This window comes from Pseudomonas sichuanensis (assembly GCF_003231305.1).
Lineage (GTDB): Bacteria > Pseudomonadota > Gammaproteobacteria > Pseudomonadales > Pseudomonadaceae > Aquipseudomonas > Aquipseudomonas sichuanensis.
On sequence record NZ_QKVM01000012.1, the window covers coordinates 89,567 to 110,148 of the forward strand.

At 63.7% G+C, this 20,582-nt stretch carries 18 protein-coding genes; 9 read left to right on the forward strand and 9 right to left on the reverse strand.

From position 1 onward, the window contains the following. Window positions 1–98: 98 nt before the first annotated feature. The 4 genes from hflD to DM373_RS08855 all read right to left on the reverse strand — a co-directional run bounded on the left by hflD (window position 99) and on the right by DM373_RS08855 (window position 4,762). Window positions 99–725 carry a high frequency lysogenization protein HflD gene (gene hflD, locus DM373_RS08840; RefSeq protein ID WP_110993193.1) on the reverse strand — a complete coding sequence of 209 codons (627 nt, stop codon included), beginning with the start codon at window positions 723–725 and terminating at the stop codon, window positions 99–101. Then, the gene (gene mnmA, locus DM373_RS08845) at window positions 722–1,846 is read right to left on the reverse strand and encodes a tRNA 2-thiouridine(34) synthase MnmA (protein WP_110993194.1); all 1,125 of its coding nucleotides are present in this window, start codon (window positions 1,844–1,846) and stop codon (window positions 722–724) included. Before mnmA ends, hflD begins: the two co-directional genes overlap by 4 nt. A 58-nt stretch (window positions 1,847–1,904) precedes the next feature. Next, window positions 1,905–2,345, reverse strand: a complete 441-nt coding sequence (locus tag DM373_RS08850; protein ID WP_110993195.1) for an NUDIX hydrolase — start codon at window positions 2,343–2,345, stop codon at window positions 1,905–1,907. 191 nt (window positions 2,346–2,536) lie between these two features. Beyond that, window positions 2,537–4,762 (reverse strand): NADP-dependent isocitrate dehydrogenase, encoded by a 2,226-nt coding sequence (locus tag DM373_RS08855; RefSeq protein WP_110993196.1) that lies wholly within the window; start codon window positions 4,760–4,762, stop codon window positions 2,537–2,539. 426 nt (window positions 4,763–5,188) lie between these two features. Between DM373_RS08855 and icd the strand changes: the two genes are divergently transcribed. Beyond that, entirely contained in the window at window positions 5,189–6,445 is a 1,257-nt protein-coding gene (icd, locus tag DM373_RS08860) for an NADP-dependent isocitrate dehydrogenase (protein ID WP_110993197.1), read from the forward strand. A gap of 74 nt (window positions 6,446–6,519) precedes the next feature. Here icd and cspD read toward each other — a convergent pair whose 3' ends face one another. Beyond that, a complete protein-coding gene (gene cspD / locus DM373_RS08865) occupies window positions 6,520–6,783 on the reverse strand; it encodes a cold shock domain-containing protein CspD (protein ID WP_110993198.1) in 264 nt (87 codons plus the stop codon). 230 nt (window positions 6,784–7,013) lie between these two features. Between cspD and clpS the strand changes: the two genes are divergently transcribed. Both clpS and clpA read left to right on the forward strand, forming a co-directional pair. After that, a complete protein-coding gene (gene clpS, locus DM373_RS08870; protein ID WP_028692390.1) occupies window positions 7,014–7,388 on the forward strand; it encodes an ATP-dependent Clp protease adapter ClpS in 375 nt (124 codons plus the stop codon). 30 nt (window positions 7,389–7,418) lie between these two features. Next, window positions 7,419–9,689 carry an ATP-dependent Clp protease ATP-binding subunit ClpA gene (gene clpA, locus DM373_RS08875; RefSeq protein WP_110993199.1) on the forward strand — a complete coding sequence of 757 codons (2,271 nt, stop codon included), beginning with the start codon at window positions 7,419–7,421 and terminating at the stop codon, window positions 9,687–9,689. 128 nt (window positions 9,690–9,817) lie between these two features. On the opposite strand, the gene infA is transcribed toward clpA, so the two are convergent. The 3 genes from infA to aat all read right to left on the reverse strand — a co-directional run bounded on the left by infA (window position 9,818) and on the right by aat (window position 11,585). After that, window positions 9,818–10,036, reverse strand: coding sequence for a translation initiation factor IF-1 (gene infA / locus DM373_RS08880; protein WP_002553999.1), 219 nt, complete (start codon window positions 10,034–10,036; stop codon window positions 9,818–9,820). Between the two features lie 103 nt (window positions 10,037–10,139). Next, window positions 10,140–10,847, reverse strand: coding sequence for an arginyltransferase (locus DM373_RS08885; protein ID WP_110993200.1), 708 nt, complete (start codon window positions 10,845–10,847; stop codon window positions 10,140–10,142). 57 nt (window positions 10,848–10,904) lie between these two features. After that, window positions 10,905–11,585, reverse strand: a complete 681-nt coding sequence (gene aat, locus DM373_RS08890; RefSeq protein WP_110993201.1) for a leucyl/phenylalanyl-tRNA--protein transferase — start codon at window positions 11,583–11,585, stop codon at window positions 10,905–10,907. A 395-nt stretch (window positions 11,586–11,980) separates the two neighbouring features. On the opposite strand from aat, the gene ftsK reads away from it, so the two are divergent. From ftsK to cysG, 6 genes are read left to right on the forward strand one after another with little or no spacing between them, the layout of a single operon-like run. Further along, window positions 11,981–14,398, forward strand: coding sequence for a DNA translocase FtsK (gene ftsK, locus DM373_RS08895; protein ID WP_110993202.1), 2,418 nt, complete (start codon window positions 11,981–11,983; stop codon window positions 14,396–14,398). A gap of 59 nt (window positions 14,399–14,457) precedes the next feature. Continuing rightward, window positions 14,458–15,081: an outer membrane lipoprotein periplasmic chaperone LolA gene (lolA, locus tag DM373_RS08900; RefSeq protein ID WP_110993203.1), complete on the forward strand. Its 624-nt coding sequence runs from the start codon at window positions 14,458–14,460 to the stop codon at window positions 15,079–15,081. Window positions 15,082–15,093: 12 nt separating this feature from the next. Further along, entirely contained in the window at window positions 15,094–16,419 is a 1,326-nt protein-coding gene (locus DM373_RS08905; protein WP_110993204.1) for a replication-associated recombination protein A, read from the forward strand. Next, window positions 16,416–16,790: a fluoride efflux transporter CrcB gene (gene crcB / locus DM373_RS08910; protein ID WP_110993205.1), complete on the forward strand. Its 375-nt coding sequence runs from the start codon at window positions 16,416–16,418 to the stop codon at window positions 16,788–16,790. Before DM373_RS08905 ends, crcB begins: the two co-directional genes overlap by 4 nt. Window positions 16,791–16,820: 30 nt before the next feature. Continuing rightward, window positions 16,821–18,101 (forward strand): serine--tRNA ligase, encoded by a 1,281-nt coding sequence (serS, locus tag DM373_RS08915; RefSeq protein WP_110993206.1) that lies wholly within the window; start codon window positions 16,821–16,823, stop codon window positions 18,099–18,101. A gap of 1 nt (window position 18,102) precedes the next feature. Beyond that, window positions 18,103–19,494 carry a siroheme synthase CysG gene (gene cysG, locus DM373_RS08920; protein WP_110993207.1) on the forward strand — a complete coding sequence of 464 codons (1,392 nt, stop codon included), beginning with the start codon at window positions 18,103–18,105 and terminating at the stop codon, window positions 19,492–19,494. 113 nt (window positions 19,495–19,607) lie between these two features. On the opposite strand, the gene DM373_RS08925 is transcribed toward cysG, so the two are convergent. After that, window positions 19,608–20,570, reverse strand: coding sequence for a glutathione S-transferase family protein (locus DM373_RS08925; RefSeq protein ID WP_110993208.1), 963 nt, complete (start codon window positions 20,568–20,570; stop codon window positions 19,608–19,610). Between the last annotated feature and the right edge of the window lie 12 nt (window positions 20,571–20,582).

Sequence of the window (20,582 nt, forward strand, 5' to 3'; positions counted from 1 at the left end):
GGCGTGGGGGCGGCGGTGCGCCGCTGCGACTTGCCCTGCGATGGCGGTGGTGTATCCGGCATCGCCATCGCGGGGCAAGCCCGCTCCCACGGTTTACTTCAGTCGTTGGTGCGCATCATGCCGTACAGCTCGTTGAGCAACTTGCGTCGGCTGAACACCAACTGCCAGCGATGCCCGCCCAGCTGGCGCCACAGGCGCGCGGCGCGGATACCGGCCAGCAGCAGGGCGCGAATCTTCGAGGCGTTGTTGGCTTGCTGCAGGAAGCGCATGTCACCGTGCACCTGAATGCGCTGGCGCAGGGTGCTCAGGGTGTCCTGGTACAAGGCTCCACTGGAAGCGATGACGTTATCGTGAACCAGGCCGAAATGCTCGGCCTGGGACTGGATCTGCGGCAGGCGGTTGCCGATGGTGTCGAGCAGGTCGCCACGCTTGGCCAGTTGGCGTTCCAGGCCGAGCATCGACAGCGCGTAGCGCAGCGGTTCGCGTTGCAGGCTGCTGGGGTCGCGCTCCAGGGCGCCGACCAGCGCGCGGTAGCCGTCGCGCAGGTTGAGGTCGTCGCCGCCAAACACTTCCAGGGTGTCCTTGGGGTCGCGCACCAGCAGGCTGCCGAGCATGCAGCCCAGCGTGGCTTCGCTGGCCTGACCGGTGCGAGCGATGCGGTCCACCAGCACGGCGGCCTGGAACACGCCGCCCAGGGCGATCAATTGCTCCTGCAGGTTGCTCATGCGCGCGGGCTCCACGGCTCGGCGATTTCGATCACGCCGCCGCCCAGGCACACTTCACCGTCGTAGAACACCACCGACTGGCCGGGGGTGACGGCGCGTTGCGGTTCGTCGAACACGGCGCGGTAGCCGTTTTCGGTCTGTTCGAGGGTGCAGTGCTGATCACCCTGGCGGTAGCGCACCTTGGCGGTGAGGCGGCGCGGGCGGCTCAGGTCGATGGGGTTGACCCAGAAGATTTCCGAGGCCAGCAGGGCGCGGGAGAACAACCACGGGTGCTCGTTGCCCTGGCCGACTACCAGCACGTTGCGGGCCAGGTCCTTGTGCAGCACGTACCACGGCTCGTCGCCGGCATCCTTGAGGCCGCCGATGCCCAGGCCCTGGCGCTGGCCGATGGTGTGGTACATCAGGCCGTGGTGGCGGCCGATCACTTCACCGTCGGTGGTCTGGATTTCGCCGGGTTGGGCCGGCAGGTACTGCTTGAGGAAGTCGCTGAAACGGCGCTCGCCGATAAAGCAGATGCCGGTGGAGTCCTTCTTCTTGGCCGTGGCCAGGCCGTGTTTCTCGGCAATGGCGCGCACTTCGGGCTTTTCCAGTTCGCCGACCGGGAACAGCGTGCGGGCGATTTCCTTGCCGCCGACGGCGTGCAGGAAGTAGCTCTGGTCCTTGTTCGGGTCCAGGCCCTTGAGCAGTTCGGTGATCGCCACGGTGTCGCGGCGGCGCACGTAGTGGCCGGTGGCGATCAGGTCGGCGCCCAGCGACAGGGCGTAGTCGAGGAACGCCTTGAACTTGATTTCGCGGTTGCAGAGGATGTCCGGGTTGGGCGTGCGGCCGGCCTTGTATTCTTCGAGGAAGTGCTCGAACACGTGGTCCCAGTACTCGGCGGCGAAGTTGGCGGTGTGCAGCTTGATGCCGATGCGGTCGCACACGGCCTGGGCGTCGGCCAGGTCTTCGCGGGCGGTGCAGTATTCGGTGCCGTCGTCCTCTTCCCAGTTCTTCATGAACAGACCTTCCACCTGGTAGCCCTGCTCGATGAGCAGGAGGGCGGAAACGGAAGAGTCCACGCCGCCGGACATGCCGACGATGACGCGGGTCTTGGCGGGGTCTTTGAGTGCTGGGCTGGTCATGGCTACCGGTGTGTATCAGGGGGAAAAGCGCGGATTCTATCAAACCCGCGGCGCGGCGTCAGTCGCGCAGCAGTTCGAGGCTGTGCAGCGGGCCTTTCAGGTAGTCGTCGAGGCAGCGGGGCACCAGCTCGCTGCGCCAGCGGCTCGGGTCGGCCAGTAGTTCGTCGCGGGTCAGCCACACGGCGCGGACGATGTCACTGTCCAGGGCGAGCTCTTCGTGGTGGCGCACAGGGCGGGCGGCGAAGCAGATGCGCTGGTAGGTGACGCCGTTGCTCGGCGCGGTGTAGAGGTAGATGCCGACCACGCCGGTGAGTTCGACCTCCCAGGCGGTTTCTTCCAGGGTTTCGCGCAGGGCGGCCTGGGGCAGGGTCTCGTTGGCTTCGAGATGGCCGGCGGGTTGGTTGAAGACGTGCTGGCCGGCCTTGAACTCCTCGACGAAGAGGAACTTGCCGTCGTGCTCGACGATGGTGGCGACGGTGATGTGGGGTTGCCAGGTCATTTATGGCTCCATAAGGGCCTGATCGGGCCCTGTGGGAGCGGGTTTACCCGCGAATGCGATGGTGCTGCATATGACGCATTCGCGGGTGAACCCGCTCCCACAGGGTTCGCGTTGGCCGCTAGAAATCTGTTTTCCAGAAAGCACAAACCCCGGTGCGTGGCCGGGGTTTGTGCTGTTACGTCAAGCGGACCTTACAGGGCGGCAATGGCGCTGTTCAGGGTCTGGCTTGGGCGCATCACCTTGGCGGTCAGCTCGGTATCCGGGGCGTAGTAGCCACCGATGTCGGCCGGCTTGCCCTGAACGGCGTTGAGCTCGGCGACGATGGTCGCTTCGTTCTCGGCCAGGGTTTTTGCCAGCGGGGCGAAGCGCGCCTGCAGGGCGGCGTCGTCGCTCTGGGCGGCCAGGGCTTGCGCCCAGTACAGGGTCAGGTAGAAGTGGCTGCCACGGTTGTCGATACCGCCGACCTTGCGCGAAGGCGACTTGTTGGTGTCGAGGAACTTGCCGGTGGCCTGGTCCAGGGTGTTGGCCAGGACCTTGGCGCGCGGGTTGGCGTAGGTGTTGCCCAGGTGCTCCAGGGAAGCGGCCAGGGCCAGGAATTCACCCAGCGAGTCCCAACGCAGGAAGTTCTCTTCGACCAGCTGCTGCACGTGTTTCGGTGCCGAACCGCCGGCGCCGGTTTCGAACAGGCCACCGCCGTTCATCAGCGGGACGATCGACAGCATCTTGGCGCTGGTGCCCAGCTCCATGATCGGGAACAGGTCGGTCAGGTAGTCGCGCAGCACGTTGCCGGTCACCGAGATGGTGTCCTTGCCTTCGCGGATGCGGGCCAGGGAGAACTTGATGGCGTCGACCGGGGCCAGGACGCGGATGTCCAGGCCAGTGGTGTCGTGATCCTTCAGGTACGCCTGTACCTTCTCGATCATCACGCCGTCGTGGGCGCGGGCCGGGTCCAGCCAGAACACCGCCGGGGTGTTGCTCAGGCGGGCGCGGTTGACGGCCAGCTTGACCCAGTCCTGGATCGGCGCGTCCTTGGTCTGGCACATGCGGAAGATGTCACCGGCTTCGACGTCCTGCTGCAGAACGACCTGGCCCTTGCCGTCGACCACGCGCACGACACCGTCGGCCTTGATCTGGAAGGTCTTGTCGTGGGAGCCGTATTCTTCGGCTTTCTGCGCCATCAGGCCAACGTTCGGTACGCTGCCCATGGTGGTCGGGTCGAAGGCGCCGTTGACCTTGCAGTCTTCGATGGTGGCCTGGTAGATGCCGGCGTAGCAGCGGTCCGGGATCACGGCCTTGGCGTCTTGCAGCTCGCCGGCGGTGTTCCACATCTTGCCCGAGTCGCGGATCATCGCCGGCATCGAGGCGTCGACGATGACGTCGCTTGGTACGTGCAGGTTGGTGATGCCTTTGTCCGAGTTGACCATGGCCAGGGCCGGGCGAACGGCGTACAGGGCCTGGATGTCGGCTTCGATCTCGGCCTGTTTGTCAGCTGGCAGGTCCTTGATGCGGGCGTACAGGTCGCCGATACCGTTGTTGGCGTTGAAGCCCACTTCGGCCAGGGCTGCGGCGTGCTTCTGGAGCACGTCGCCGTAGAACTCTTCGACGATCACGCCGAACATGATCGGGTCGGAGACCTTCATCATGGTGGCTTTCAGGTGCACCGACAGCAGCACGCCGGAGGCTTTGGCATCGGCGATCTGCTCGGCGATGAAGGCTTTGAGCGCTTTGCGGCTCATGGTGGCGCAGTCGATGACTTCGGCGGCCTTGACCGCGGTCTTTTCTTTCAGGACGGTGGTGCTGCCGTCTTTGCCCACCAGCTCGATGCGCAGGCTGTCGTCAGCCTCGATCAGTGCGGCTTTCTCGCTGCCGTAGAAGTCGCCCTGGGTCATGTGGGCAACGTGCGACTTGGAGTCGGCGGCCCAGGCGCCCATCTTGTGCGGGTGCTTGCGGGCGTAGTTCTTGACCGACAGCGGCGCGCGGCGGTCGGAGTTGCCTTCGCGCAGCACCGGGTTCACAGCCGAACCTTTGATGCGGTCGTAGCGGGCGCGGGATTCTTTCTCTTCGGCGCTGGCCGGCTCGTCGGCGTAGTCGGGAATGTTGAAGCCCTTGGCTTGCAGTTCCTTGATGGCGGCCTTCAGCTGCGGGACCGAAGCGGAGATGTTCGGCAGCTTGATGATGTTGGCTTCAGGGGTGGTGGCCAGCTGGCCCAGTTCCGCCAGGTGATCGGCTACCTGCTTCTGGGCGCCCAGCTGCTCCGGGAACGCCGCGAGGATGCGGCCGGCCAGGGAGATGTCGCGGGTTTCGACGGCGATGTCGGCGCAAGCAGTGAACGCTTCGACGATCGGCAGCAGCGAATAGGTGGCGAGGGCGGGGGCTTCGTCGGTGAAGGTGTAGATGATCTTGGAACGGGTGGGCATGCGGGTTAACTCTCTATGTGCTGAGCGTACTCGAGTCTCGAGGTGCGCAGGGTAGGCGCTTCGCCCTGGCATCGCCATGAGCGGAAAGTCGAGAGGCTGCGAGCGGTGATGGTGGATGCATCAGTCGAGCGTCAAGTGCTGGGGTGCGGTAACAACCCAGGCTTCGTGGCCATTCATGGCCAAGGGCGGTCCGCATTTTCCTGGGATTCGCCCCGATGACCCTGCGGTCGCGGCGCAGTATATCAAACCCTTTGGTCGATTCAGCAAGGTCAAGTGCGATCGCGCCATTTATAAGACCAAAGACGTAGGGGCAATGTGGCGCGATGTCGCAGCGCAAGAGGCCGGCTTGCAGGTCGGCGGATGTGGTTTAGGCTCAGTGCATCGCACGTTTTTCAATCACACCAGCGAAAAGCGGAGTAGTGCAGCATGGGATACCAGAAAATCAAGGTTCCGACTGACGGCAGCAAGATCACCGTCAATGCAAACCATTCGCTCAATGTTCCCGACAACCCCATCATCCCCTACATCGAAGGCGACGGTATCGGCGTGGACGTTTCGCCGGTGATGATCAAGGTGGTGGACGCAGCCGTGCAGAAGGCCTACGGCGGCAAGCGCAAGATCGCCTGGATGGAGGTGTATGCCGGCGAGAAGGCCACGCAAGTGTATGACCAGGACACCTGGCTGCCCCAGGAAACCCTGGATGCGGTGAAAGACTATGTGGTGTCGATCAAGGGGCCGCTGACCACGCCGGTCGGTGGCGGTATCCGTTCGCTCAACGTGGCGCTGCGCCAGCAGCTCGACCTCTACGTGTGCCTGCGGCCTGTGGTGTGGTTCCAGGGTGTGCCCAGCCCCGTGAAGAAGCCGGGTGACGTCGACATGGTGATCTTCCGCGAGAACTCCGAAGACATCTACGCCGGTATCGAGTGGAAGGCTGGCTCGCCCGAGGCGAACAAGGTGATCAAGTTCCTCAAGGAGGAAATGGGCGTTACCAAGATCCGTTTCGACCAGGACTGCGGCATTGGCGTCAAGCCGGTTTCCAGGGAGGGCACCAAGCGCCTGGTGCGCAAGGCCCTGCAGTATGTGGTGGACAACGATCGCAAGTCGCTGACCCTGGTGCACAAGGGCAACATCATGAAGTTCACCGAAGGTGCGTTCAAGGATTGGGGTTATGAAGTGGCCCGTGACGAGTTCGGCGCCGAACTGCTGGACGGCGGCCCGTGGATGAAGTTCGAGAACCCGAAGAGCGGCCGTGAAGTGATCGTCAAGGACGCCATCGCCGATGCCATGCTCCAGCAGATCCTGTTGCGCCCGGCCGAATACGACGTGATCGCCACGCTCAACCTCAATGGTGACTACCTGTCCGACGCGCTGGCGGCGGAGGTGGGCGGCATCGGCATTGCGCCGGGGGCCAACCTGTCGGACACCGTGGCCATGTTCGAGGCAACCCACGGCACCGCGCCCAAGTACGCAGGGAAGGATCAGGTCAACCCGGGGTCGGTGATCCTGTCTGCCGAAATGATGCTGCGGCACATGGGCTGGACCGAGGCCGCCGACCTGATCATCAAGGGCACCAACGGGGCGATCGCGGCCAAGACGGTGACTTATGATTTCGAGCGCCTGATGGACGGTGCGACGCTGGTCGGCAGTTCCGGTTTTGGCGAGGCAATGATCAAGCACATGTAAGGCAGGATAAAAAACCGGCCGCCTCTTTATTAAAGAAGCGGCCGGTTTTTTCGTATACCGGCAATAAGCAGGGGTCAGACCTGGAGGGGGACGGCCGGGGCGGCATTGTCTGTGCTGGTGCCTGCACTGCTGGCGGTGACGCTCTGGATATTCACCGCATGCGTGCCCTTGGGACCTTGCACGAGCTCGAACGTGACTGCCTGGCCGGCTTTCAATGTCTTGTAGCCATCCATCTGGATGGCGGAGTAATGGGCGAACAGGTCTTCGCTCTTACCCTCCTCATTGATGAATCCGTAGCCCTTGGCATTGTTGAACCACTTGACTTTACCGCTTGCCATCCCTATGTCCCTCTGCAAAGGACTCCATCACTGGAGTATCATCCACGTTATCCGCATACAAACCTTGCGAAAAATCTGGTTGACTGCGCGGATCTTTATCGACCACGGTGGGTTCTTATTGGTTGTAACACCGTTTTGCCGATAGTCAAGGTCAGCCGGCGCCCGCGCCGACAGGGGCCTGCGCGGTCAACTCACAACCTTAACCTGTCGATCATGATGAAATTCTTTCCATGCATGTACCCAGTGAGATTCGACTAACATTCAATCAGGACCGCCCGCAGTCCCATGAGGACGGGCATGAGGATGATGGTGCCGGCCTTGCGGTGCAGGAGGCCAAACCAATCCTGCAGGCGCCACCGATGTACAAGGTGGTTTTGTTCAATGATGACTACACACCAATGGATTTCGTCGTCGAAGTGCTCGAGACGTTCTTCAATCTGAACCGCGAGCTGGCGACCAAGATCATGCTGACCGTCCATACCGAAGGGCGGGCAGTGTGCGGATTGTTTACCCGGGACATCGCCGAGACAAAGGCCATGCAGGTCAACCAATACGCCAGGGAAAGCCAGCATCCGCTACTCTGTGAAATCGAGAAGGACGGTTAATCGCCGACCACTTGGGTATGAGGTGAAGCTATGTTAAACCGCGAGCTCGAAGTCACCCTCAATCTGGCCTTCAAGGAGGCTCGTTCGAAGCGTCATGAGTTCATGACCGTCGAACATCTGCTGCTGGCACTCCTTGACAATGAGGCTGCCGCGACCGTTCTGCGCGCCTGTGGCGCCAATCTCGACAAGCTCAAGCATGACCTGCAGGAGTTCATCGATTCGACCACGCCGTTGATCCCCGTGCATGACGAGGACCGTGAAACGCAACCGACGCTGGGCTTCCAGCGTGTGCTGCAGCGTGCCGTGTTCCATGTGCAAAGCTCCGGCAAGCGCGAAGTGACCGGCGCCAACGTACTGGTGGCGATCTTCAGCGAACAGGAAAGCCAGGCGGTGTTCCTGCTCAAGCAGCAGAGCGTGGCGCGCATCGATGTGGTCAACTACATCGCCCATGGCATCAGCAAGGTGCCAGGCCATGGGTCGCACACCGACAGTGACCAGGACATGCAGGACGAAGAGGGTGGCGAAAGCTCCTCGTCCAGCAATCCGCTGGACGCCTATGCCAGCAACCTGAACGAACTGGCCCGTGCCGGGCGTATCGATCCGCTGGTGGGGCGCGAGCAGGAGGTCGAGCGCGTTGCGCAGATCCTCGCTCGTCGGCGCAAGAACAACCCGCTGCTGGTCGGCGAGGCCGGGGTGGGCAAGACCGCCATCGCCGAAGGCCTGGCCAAGCGCATCGTCGATGGCCAGGTGCCCGACCTGCTGGCCCAGAGCGTGGTCTACTCGCTCGACCTGGGTGCGCTGCTGGCAGGCACCAAGTATCGCGGCGACTTCGAAAAGCGCTTCAAGGCGCTGCTCGGCGAGCTGAAAAAGCGTCCGCAGGCCATCCTGTTCATCGACGAGATCCACACCATCATCGGTGCCGGTGCAGCCTCCGGCGGGGTGATGGATGCCTCCAACCTGCTCAAGCCATTGCTGTCGTCGGGTGATATCCGCTGCATCGGCTCGACCACCTTCCAGGAGTTTCGTGGCATCTTCGAGAAGGACCGTGCCCTGGCGCGGCGTTTCCAGAAGGTCGATGTCACCGAGCCTTCGGTGGAAGACACCGTTGGCATCCTGCGCGGCCTGAAGGGGCGTTTCGAGAGCCATCACAACATCGAGTACAGCGATGAAGCGTTGCGTGCAGCTGCAGAGCTGGCTTCGCGCTACATCAATGACCGGCACATGCCCGACAAGGCCATCGACGTGATCGACGAGGCGGGTGCCTACCAGCGCCTGCAGCCGGAAGCCAGCCGAGTCAAGCGTATCGAAGTGCCGCAGGTCGAGGATATCGTTGCCAAGATCGCGCGGATTCCGCCGAAGCACGTCACCAGTTCCGACAAGGAACTGCTGCGCAATCTGGAGCGTGACCTGAAGCTGACCGTATTCGGTCAGGATCCGGCCATTGATTCTCTGGCCACGGCGATCAAGCTGTCGCGTGCGGGCCTGAAGGCTCCGGACAAGCCAGTCGGCTCGTTCCTGTTCGCCGGCCCCACTGGCGTGGGCAAGACCGAAGCCGCCCGTCAGTTGGCCAAGGCGCTGGGTGTCGAGCTGGTGCGCTTCGACATGTCCGAGTACATGGAGCGGCATACCGTGTCGCGCCTGATCGGTGCGCCACCTGGCTACGTCGGTTTCGATCAGGGTGGCCTGCTGACCGAGGCGATCACCAAGCAGCCGCACTGCGTGTTGCTGCTCGACGAAATCGAGAAGGCCCACCCGGAAGTCTTCAACCTGCTGCTGCAGGTGATGGACCACGGCACCCTGACCGACAACAACGGGCGCAAGGCGGACTTCCGCAACGTGATCCTGATCATGACCACCAACGCCGGTGCCGAAACCGCCGCGCGGGCCTCGATCGGTTTCACCCACCAGGATCACTCGTCCGACGCGATGGAGGTCATCCGCAAGAGTTTCACGCCGGAGTTCCGCAACCGCCTGGACACCATCATCCAGTTTGGTCGTCTCTCCCACGAGACGATCAAGAGCATCGTCGACAAGTTTCTCATCGAGTTGCAGGCGCAGCTCGAGGACAAGCGCGTGCTGCTGGAGGTTACCGATGCCGCGCGCGGCTGGCTGGCGGCCTCGGGCTACGACGTGCAGATGGGCGCGCGGCCTATGGCGCGGCTGATCCAGGACAAGATCAAGCGGCCGCTGGCCGAAGAGATCCTGTTTGGCGAGCTGGCCGAGCACGGCGGTGTGGTGCACATCGATCTGCGCGATGGTGAGTTGGTGTTCGATTACGAGACCACGGCTGAGGTGGCGTAAACGTCATCGCGGGGCAAGCCCGCTCCCACGCTCAGCGTAAAGCTTGGCGTGGGAGCGGGCTTGCCCCGCGATGTTTCTGCGGCCATAAAAAAGCCCGGCACATGGCCGGGCTTTTTTATGGCTGGAGCTTAGCGCGCACGGTAGGTGATGCGGCCCTTGCTCAGGTCGTACGGCGTCAGTTCGACGCGGACCTTGTCGCCAGTGAGAATACGGATGTAGTTCTTGCGCATCTTGCCAGAGATATGCGCGGTAACGACGTGCCCGTTTTCCAACTCCACGCGGAACATGGTGTTGGGCAGGGTGTCGACGACAGTGCCTTCCATTTCGAAGCTGTCTTCTTTCGACATGCAGTAAAGCCCTCGGTGTCCAGAGTTGGCCCGACGCGTAACTGCACCGGGCAAAAAAAGTGGCGTGGATTATGCCCGAAAATTGTGTTTCAAGCCAATGCTTTCAGTTGAGGCTGACCCAGCGCTGGTTGATCAGCAGTTCGATGGGGCGGTACTGGGTCTTGTAGTTCATTTTCTTGCAGTTCTTGATCCAGTAGCCAAGGTAGACGGCATCGAGGTTTTGCCGCAGGGCTTCGCCGATCTGCCAGAGAATGGCATAGCGGCCGAGGCTGCGACGTTCTTCCTCGGGCTCGTAGAAGGTGTAGACCGCCGACAGGCCGTTGGGCAGCAGGTCGCAGACCGCGATGGCCAGCAGGCGGCCATCGAGGCGGAACTCGTAAAACCAGCAGAACGGCAGGTCACGCACCAGGAAGGTGGCGAACTGGTCGCGGCTTGGCGGGTACATGTCGCCATCGGCGTGGCGCTGCTCGATGTAGCGCCGGTAGAGGTCGAAATACTCTTCCTTGAACACCGGGCGTGCGGCCGTGACGGTCAGGTCGGCGTTGCGCTTGAGGATGCGCCGTTGCTGGCGATTGGGGATGAAGCGTGCAGCGGGAATGCGCGCCGGTACGCAGGCATTGCAGTGCTGGCAATGCGGGCGATAGAGGTGGTCGCCGCTGCGACGAAAGCCCATTTCCGACAGGTCGGCGTACACGTGCACGTCCATCGGCTGGCTCGGGTCGAGAAACAGCGTGGTGGCCTGTTCGTCCGGCAGGTAGCTGCAGGAGTGGGGTTGAGTGGCATAGAACTTCAACCGCGCCAGCTCTGTCATGATCAACCCCTTCGGTGAGACGTTGTTTCTAAGTGTAAGCCAGCTCCGGGAACTCGCCTAGCGAACCCAGGTGGCGTGGTTGGGGGCATCGAGGTACCTGGCCAGGTGTTCGGCGAAGTTCGCCCGGCTGATGGCGCGGGCGCCCAGGCTGTGCAGGTGGTTGGTCGGCATCTGGCAGTCGATCAGGGCGAAACCGGCTTCGCGCAAGTGTTCGACCAGGGCCACAAAGCCCACTTTCGACGCGTTGTCGGCACGGCTGAACATCGATTCGCCGAAGAACAGCCGGCCCATGGCCAGCCCGTAGAGGCCGCCTATCAGTTCGCCATCCTGGCGCACCTCCACCGAGTGGGCGATGCCGCGCCGGTGCAGCTCGCAGTAGGCGGCACGCATGTTGTCGGTGATCCAGGTGCCGTCGGCGTAATCGCGCGGCGCGGCGCAGGCGGCAATGACGGCGGCGAAGTCAGTGTCGAAGCTGACCTGGTAGCGGCCCTGGCGGATCAGCTTGGCCAGTGAGCGCGAAACGTGCAGTTCGTCAGGGAACAGCACGGTGCGTGGATCGGGCGACCACCAGAGGATTGGCTGGCCATCCTGGTACCAGGGGAAGCAACCGTGGCGATAGGCTGCGACCAGGCGCTCGGGGGTGAGGTCGCCGCCAGCGGCCAGCAGGCCGTTGGGCTCATGCAGGGCTTTTTGCAGGGGCGGGAAGGTCAGCGAGTCGCGGGTCAGCCAGGTGAGCATGGGTCTTGGGCGGTAGGGGAGGGGAGGGCGACCAGCATGGCGTGCGCGCCTGGCGGGGTCAATCATCCTGTGCCTGTTCGCGGGTAAACCCGCTCCCACAGGTTATGCGCGGTCCCAGTGGGAGCGGGTTTACCCGCGAATGCGTCCGCTCAGGCCGCATATTCATCAGCCGGCTGGCACCATCTGGCGCATTTGCTGTCACACCTGTGCAAAAACACAGCATAAGCCTTTGTCACAAAAGAAAATGCATGCTCAAATTGCAAGCAAATGAAAGTAGCCCCCGTTCACGCCCGAAACGGCGTGCCGCCATGGCGGCTGGCGGGCAGTAATGTTAAAAGTAGTGATTTGTTGGCCAGTCACCGGCCAATCACTATTCGCGCAGGAATAGACGCGTTTTGAAGAAATCCACCGCAACTCCAGCCCCCTTGCCTGTGCCCCTGTGGCGGCAACAGCTGCATTACCGCCTCAAGGAAGGTGCGTTGATCGCCGTCGGTGCCCTGTGCCTGTACCTGTGGATGGCGCTGCTCACCTACGACACTTCCGACCCTGGCTTCAGCCACACCAGCAACGCCGACCAGGTGGTGAACGCCGCTGGCCGTGCCGGTGCCTACTTCGCCGACATCCTGTTCATGGTGCTCGGCTACTTCGCCTACATTTTCCCGCTGCTGCTGGCGATCAAGACCTGGCAGATCTTCCGCGAACGCCACCAGCCCTGGCAGTGGAGCGGTTGGCTGTTTTCCTGGCGGCTGATCGGCCTGGTGTTCCTGGTGCTGTCGGGCGCGGCGCTGGCGCATATCCATTTCCACCCCTCGGAGAGCCTGCCGTTCTCCGCCGGCGGGGCCCTGGGCGAGAGCCTTGGGGATCTGGCGCGCAACCTGCTCAACGTGCAGGGCAGCACGCTGATGTTCATTGCGCTGTTCCTGTTCGGCCTGACCGTGTTCACCGACCTGTCGTGGTTCAAGGTGATGGACGTCACCGGCAAGATCACCCTCGACCTGTTCGAGCTGGTGCAAGGTGCCGCCAACCGCTGGTGGGAGGCGCGCAACGAGCGCAAGCGCCTGGTGGCGCAGCTGCGTGAAGTGGACGAGCAGGTCGATGACGTGGTCGCCCCGGTGGTGCCGGACAAACGCGAGCAGATCAAGGCCCGTGAGCGCATCATCGAGCGCGACGATGCTCTGACCAAGCATGTGGCCCAGCGCGAACAGCAGCCGGCCCCGGTGATCAACATGCCGCCACCGCAGGTCAAGGCGCCCGAGCCGAGCAAGCGAGTGATGAAGGAGAAGCAGGCGCCGCTGTTCGTCGACAGCGCCGTGGAAGGCACGCTGCCTCCCATCTCCATCCTCGATCCGGCCGAGCAGAAGAAGATCGAGTACTCGCCGGAGTCCCTGGCTGGCGTCGGCCACCTGCTGGAAATCAAACTGAAAGAGTTCGGCGTCGAAGTCTCTGTCGATTCGATCCACCCGGGCCCGGTGATCACCCGTTACGAAATCCAGCCCGCCGCGGGCGTGAAGGTCAGCCGCATCGCCAACCTGGCCAAGGACCTGGCGCGTTCGCTGGCCGTGACCAGCGTGCGGGTGGTCGAAGTGATCCCCGGCAAGACCACCGTGGGTATCGAGATCCCTAACGAGAACCGCCAGATGGTGCGCTTCTCCGAAGTGCTGTCGTCGCCGCAGTTCGACGAGAACAAGTCGCCGGTCACCCTGGCCCTGGGCCACGATATCGGCGGCAAGCCGGTGATCACCGACCTGGCGAAGATGCCCCACCTGCTGGTGGCCGGTACCACCGGTTCCGGTAAGTCGGTGGGCGTGAACGCCATGATCCTGTCGATCCTGTTCAAGTCGGGCCCGGAAGACGCGCGGTTGATCATGATCGACCCGAAAATGCTCGAACTGTCGATCTACGAAGGCATCCCGCACCTGCTGTGCCCGGTGGTCACCGACATGAAGGACGCCGCCAACGCCCTGCGCTGGAGCGTTGCCGAAATGGAGCGGCGCTACAAGCTGATGGCGGCCATGGGGGTGCGTAACCTGGCCGGCTTCAACCGCAAGATCAAGGACGCGCAAGAGGCCGGCGAGGTCATCCACGACCCGCTGTACCGTCGCGAGAGCATGGACGACGAGCCGCCGACGCTGAAGACCCTGCCGACCATCGTGGTGGTGGTCGACGAATTCGCCGACATGATGATGATCGTCGGCAAGAAGGTCGAAGAACTGATCGCCCGTATCGCCCAGAAGGCCCGTGCCGCCGGTATCCACCTGATCCTGGCCACCCAGCGCCCGTCGGTGGACGTGATCACTGGCCTGATCAAGGCCAACATCCCGACCCGCATGGCGTTCCAGGTGTCGAGCAAGATCGATTCGCGCACCATCATCGACCAGGGTGGCGCCGAGCAGTTGCTGGGCCACGGTGACATGCTGTACATGCCGCCGGGCACCAGCCTGCCGATCCGTGTGCATGGCGCGTTCGTTTCCGACGACGAGGTGCATCGCACGGTCGAGGCGTGGAAACTGCGCGGCGCGCCGGACTACAACGATGACATCCTCAATGGCGTCGAGGAGGCCGGCAGCGGCTTCGAAGGCGGTGGCGGTGGTGGCGACGGTGATGACCCGGAAGCCGACGCCCTCTACGACGAAGCCGTGCAGTTCGTGCTGGAAAGCCGCCGGGCATCGATTTCCGCGGTTCAGCGCAAGCTGAAGATCGGCTACAACCGCGCCGCGCGGATGATCGAGTCGATGGAGATGGCCGGTGTGGTCACCCCCATGAACAGCAACGGCTCGCGGGAAGTGATTGCCCCGGGCGGCCCGCGCGATTGAAGATCTCCCTGCCGGGCACACGAGGTGCCCGGCCCACCCACTGTTCTACGAGGATTTCCATGCGCGCGATTCGCATGCTGTTGGTTTCTGCCCTGGCTGCGGGCACTCTGTCGGCCCATGCCGGCGAGCAGGATGTGCAGCGCCTGACCCAGTTGCTGGAAAAGTCGCAGACCATTGAAGCCAACTTTTCCCAGCTGACCCTTGCCGCCGATGGTGCCAACCTGCAGGAAACCTCCGGCAAGATGACCGTCAAGCGCCCGGGCCTGTTCTACTGGCACACCAATGCACCGCAGGAGCAGGTGGTGGTGTCCGACGGCAAGAACGTCACCCTGTGGGACCCGGACCTGGAGCAGGCCACCATCAAGAAGCTCGACGTGCGTCTGAACCAGACCCCGGCGCTGCTGCTGTCCGGTGACGTGTCGAAGATCAGCCAGAGCTTCGACATCACGTCCAAGGAGCAGGGCGAAGTCATGGACTTCACCCTCAAGCCCAAGACCAAGGACACCTTGTTCGATTCGCTGCGCGTGTCGTTCCGCAAGGGCCTGATCAACGACATGCAACTGATCGACAGTGTCGGCCAGCGCACCAATATCCTGTTCAATGGCGTCAAGGCCAACCAGGCGGTGCCGGACAGCACCTTCAAGTTCGACATCCCCAAAGGCGCGGACGTCATCAAGGAGTAAGCGGAGCCCGTGATGGACCTGTTTCGAAGCGAACCCGTCGCCCAGCCCCTGGCCGCCCGGCTGCGCCCGTCCAACCTGGACGAGTACGTTGGCCAGGAGCATCTGCTGGCGCGCGGCAAGCCGTTGCGCGAGGCGCTGGAGCAGGGTGCGCTGCATTCGATGATCTTCTGGGGGCCGCCTGGGGTGGGCAAGACCACCCTGGCGCGGCTGCTGGCGCAGTTCTGCGATGCGCACTTCGAAACGGTCTCGGCGGTGCTGGCCGGGGTGAAGGAGATTCGTCAGGCGGTCGAGGTGGCCAAGCAGCAGGCTGGCCAGTACGGCCGGCGCACCATCCTGTTCGTCGACGAGGTGCACCGCTTCAACAAGTCGCAACAGGACGCTTTCCTGCCCTATGTGGAGGACGGCACGCTGATCTTCATCGGCGCCACCACCGAGAACCCCTCGTTCGAGCTGAACAACGCCTTGTTGTCGCGGGCGCGGGTGTATGTGCTCAAGAGCCTGGACGAAGCGGCGCTGCGCAAGCTGGTCGACCGTGCGCTGAGCGAGGAGCGCGGCCTGGGCAAGCGCAACCTGCGGGTAGGCGACGAAGCCTTCAAGATGCTCATGGCCGCCGCCGATGGCGATGGCCGGCGCATGCTCAACTTCCTCGAGAACGCCTCGGACCTGGCCGACGACGGCGGCGAAATTGGCGTCGAACTGCTGCAAAGCCTGCTCGGCGACAGCCGTCGACGTTTCGACAAGGGCGGCGAGGCGTTCTACGACCAGATCTCGGCACTGCACAAGTCCGTGCGTGGTTCCAACCCCGATGGCGCGCTGTACTGGTACGCGCGCATGCTCGACGGCGGCTGCGACCCGCTGTACATCGCCCGGCGCGTGGTGCGCATGGCCAGTGAAGACATCGGCAACGCCGATCCGCGCGCCCTGAGCCTGTGCCTGGCGGCCTGGGATGTGCAAGAGCGCCTGGGCAGCCCGGAAGGCGAGCTGGCGGTGGCTCAGGCCATCACCTACATCGCCTGCGCGCCGAAAAGCAATGCGGTGTACATGGGCTTCAAGGCAGCCATGCGCGAAGCGGCCGAGCACGGTTCGCTGGAGGTGCCGCTGCACCTGCGCAATGCCCCGACCAAGCTGATGAAGCAGCTTGGCTACGGCGAGGAATACCGCTACGCCCACGACGAGCCGGATGCCTATGCCGCCGGTGAGGACTATTTCCCCGAACAACTGGAACCGCGTCAGTACTACCAGCCGGTACCGCGTGGGCTGGAGCTGAAGATCGGCGAAAAGCTGCGTCACCTGGCCGAGCTCGACCGCACCAGCCCCCGCCAACGGAGAAAACCGTGATCGCACTCATCGCCGCCGTCAGTGCCGGCGGCATCGCCGGCACCTTGCTGCGTTTTGCCACCTCCAACTGGGTCGCTGCCAACTGGCCGAAGCATTTCTATCTCGGTACGCTGGCGGTCAACCTGGTGGGCTGCCTGCTGATCGGCCTGCTGTACGGCCTGTTCCTGCACAAACCCATGGTGCCGGTAGAGTTGCGCGCTGGGTTGATTGTCGGTTTTCTCGGTGGCCTGACCACCTTTTCTTCCTTTTCCCTGGATACCGTGCGCCTGCTCGAAAGCGGGCAGGTTCCGCTGGCCTTGGGCTATACCGGTATTAGCGTGGTGGGCGGGCTGCTTGCGACCTGGGCCGGCCTCACCCTTACCCGATTCTGAACCAACACCTACCTATAACGAGAGAACGATATGCTCGATTCCAAACTGTTACGCGGCCAACTTCAGGAAGTGGCGGACCGCCTGGCCTCCCGTGGCTTCAGCCTGGATGTCGCGCGCATCGAATCACTGGAAGAGCGCCGCAAGGCGGTGCAGACCCGTACCGAGCAACTGCAGGCCGAGCGTAACGCCCGCTCCAAGTCCATCGGCCAGGCCAAGGCCAAGGGTGAGGACATCGCCCCGTTGATGGCAGACGTCGAGCGCATGGCCAACGAGCTGGCCGCCGGCAAGGCCGAGCTGGACGGCATCCAGGCGGAGCTCGACGGCATTCTGCTGACCATCCCCAACCTGCCGGACGCCAGCGTGCCGGTCGGTGCCAGCGAAGACGACAACGTCGAAGTGCGCCGCTGGGGCACGCCGCAGGCGTTCGACTTCGAGATCAAGGACCATGTGGCCCTGGGCGAAATCAGCGGTGGCCTGGACTTCGAGGCGGCGGCCAAGCTGTCCGGTGCCCGCTTCGCCGTGCTGCGTGGCCCGATTGCCCGCCTGCACCGCGCCCTGGCGCAGTTCATGATCAACCTGCACACCGGCGAGCATGGCTACCAAGAGCACTACACCCCGTACCTGGTTCAGGCCCCGGCCCTGCAGGGCACCGGCCAGCTGCCGAAGTTCGAGGAAGACCTGTTCAAGATCAGCCGCGAAGGCGAGGCCGATTTCTACCTGATTCCGACCGCCGAAGTGTCGCTGACCAACCTGGTGGCCGACCAGATCCTCGACGCCAAGCAGCTGCCGCTCAAGCTGGTTGCCCACACCCCATGCTTCCGCAGTGAAGCCGGCGCGTCGGGCCGCGACACCCGCGGCATGATCCGCCAGCACCAGTTCGACAAGGTCGAGATGGTCCAGGTGGTGGAGCCGGCAAAATCCATGGAAGCCCTGGAAGGCCTGACCGCCAACGCCGAGCGCGTGCTCCAGCTGCTGGAGCTGCCGTATCGCGTGCTGGCGCTGTGCACCGGCGACATGGGCTTCGGTGCGGTGAAAACCTACGACCTGGAAGTGTGGGTCCCGAGCCAGGACAAGTACCGTGAAATCAGCTCCTGCTCGAACTGCGGTGACTTCCAGGCCCGTCGCATGCAGGCACGCTGGCGCAACCCGGAAACCGGCAAGCCGGAGCTGGTGCACACCCTCAACGGTTCCGGCCTGGCAGTAGGCCGTACCCTGGTGGCCGTGCTGGAGAACTACCAGCAGGCCGACGGCTCGATCCGTGTGCCGGAAGTGCTCAAGCCGTACATGGGTGGCGTCGAGGTCATTCGCTGAGATGGATTACCTGCCGCTGTTCCATAAGCTGCAGGGCGGCCTTGTACTGGTCGTCGGCGGTGGCGAGATCGCCCTGCGCAAGGCGCGCCTGCTGGCCGATGCCGGTGCCGCGCTGCGGGTGGTGGCGCCGGACGTAGACGGCCAGCTCGCCGCACTGGCCCGTGAGGGCGGTGGCGAGGTGCTGGTGCGCGGCTATCAGCCGTCGGACCTGGACGGCTGCCGTCTGGTGATCGCGGCCACCGATGACCCTGGGCTCAATGCCCAGGTCTCGGCGGACGCGCAGGCGCGCAGCCTGCCGGTCAATGTGGTGGACGCGCCGGCCTTGTGCACGGTGATCTTCCCCGCCATCGTCGACCGCTCACCCTTGGTGGTGGCGGTCTCCAGCGGTGGCGACGCGCCGGTGCTGGCGCGGTTGATTCGCGCCAAGCTCGAGGCCTGGATCCCGTCCGCCTATGGCGAGCTGGCGGGCCTGGCCGCGCGTTTCCGGCACAAGGTCAAGGCCTTGTACCCTGATGTCAACCAGCGCCGCGGCTTTTGGGAGAACGTGTTCCAGGGGCCGATCGCCGAGCGCCAGCTGGCCGGGCAGGGTGCCGAGGCCGAACGCCTGTTGCAGGCCATGGTCGACGGCGCACCGGTGCAGCAGGGGGGCGAGGTGTATCTGGTCGGTGCCGGCCCGGGCGACCCGGACCTGCTGACCTTCCGTGCCCTGCGCCTGATGCAGCAGGCCGACGTGGTGCTGTACGACCGGCTGGTGGCTCCGGCCATCATCGAGATGTGCCGGCGCGATGCCGAGCGTATCTATGTCGGCAAGCGCCGCGCCGACCACAGTGTGCCCCAGGACCAGATCAACCGCCTGTTGGTCGACCTGGCCCGGCAAGGCAAACGCGTGCTGCGGCTCAAGGGCGGTGATCCGTTCATCTTCGGCCGGGGTGGCGAAGAGATCGAGGAGCTGGCCGAGCAGGGCATCCCGTTCCAGGTGGTGCCTGGCATCACCGCAGCCAGCGGTTGTTCCGCCTACGGCGGTATTCCGCTGACCCACCGCGACTATGCCCAGTCGGTGCGCTTCGTGACCGGCCACCTGAAGGATGGCACCAGCAACCTGCCCTGGCACGACCTGGTGGCGCCTGCGCAAACCCTGGTGTTCTACATGGGGCTGGTGGGGTTGCCGACCATCTGTGCCGAGTTGATTCGCCATGGCCGTGCGGCCAGTACGCCGGCCGCGCTGGTGCAGCAGGGGACCACACGCAATCAGCGGGTGTTCACCGGTACCTTGGCTGACTTGCCTGAACTGGTGGCCCGGCATGAAGTGCACGCGCCGACCCTGGTGATTGTCGGGGAAGTGGTGCAGTTGCGTGAGAAGCTGGCGTGGTTCGAAGGTTCGCAAGACGCCTGAGTACTCTGTAGCACCTCGTGGGAGCGGGCTTGCCCCGCGATGGCGACAGCAGCGGCAACATTGCTCTCTGCGCTGACGCTATCGCGGGGCAAGCCCGCTCCCACGTGGGGTCTTCATTTACTCTGCCAGATGCCTTTGCTCGGCAACCGGTCCCGGTCATGGGGCTGGTTGAAATCCTGCAATGGCCCCTTGGGCACTATCCCGTTCGGGTTGATGGTCTTGTGGCTCATGTAGTAGTGCTTCTGGATATGCTCCATGTTCACCGTGCCCGCCACCCCTGGCCACTGGTACAGCTCGCGCAGCCAGTTGGACAGGTTCGGGTAGTCGCTCAGGCGGCGCAGGTTGCACTTGAAATGGCCGTGGTACACCGCATCGAAACGCACCAGCGTGGTGAACAGGCGCACGTCGGCTTCGGTCAGGTATTCGCCGGCCAGGTAGCGCTGGCGAGCCAGTAGCCCTTCCAGATGGTCCAGCTCATTGAACACCTCATCGAACGCCGTTTCGTAGGCCTCCTGTGTGGTGGCGAAGCCTGCGCGGTAGACGCCGTTGTTCACTGCCGGGTAAATGCGCTCGTTGAGTGCATCGACAGTGCTGCGCAGCGGCGCTGGGTAGAGGTCCAGGGTATTGCCGGTCAGCTCGTCGAAGGCCGAGTTGAACAGGCGGATGATCTCGGCCGACTCATTGTTGACGATGCGCTTTTCCTGCTTGTCCCACAGCACAGGCACCGTCACGCGACCGGTGTAATGCGGGTCGTCCTGGGTGTAACGCTGGTGCAGGTACTGCAGGGCATCAAGGTGGTCGCCGCTGGAGCCTTCCTGCTGGTCAAAGGTCCAGCCATGCTCGCCCATCAGCCAACTGACCACCGACACGTCGATCAGCGGCTCCAGGCCTTTGATGGCGCGCACGATCAGGGTGCGGTGGGCCCAGGGGCAGGCGAGCGACACATACAGGTGGTAGCGGCCGGCTTCGGGAGCGGGCAGCGGGTTGCGTCGTTGCGAATTCTCGCGCTGGAAGGCGCCGTCCTTGCTGGTCTGGTACCACTGGTCATGCCAGCGGCCATCGATCAAAAGGCCCATGCTGGAGCTCCT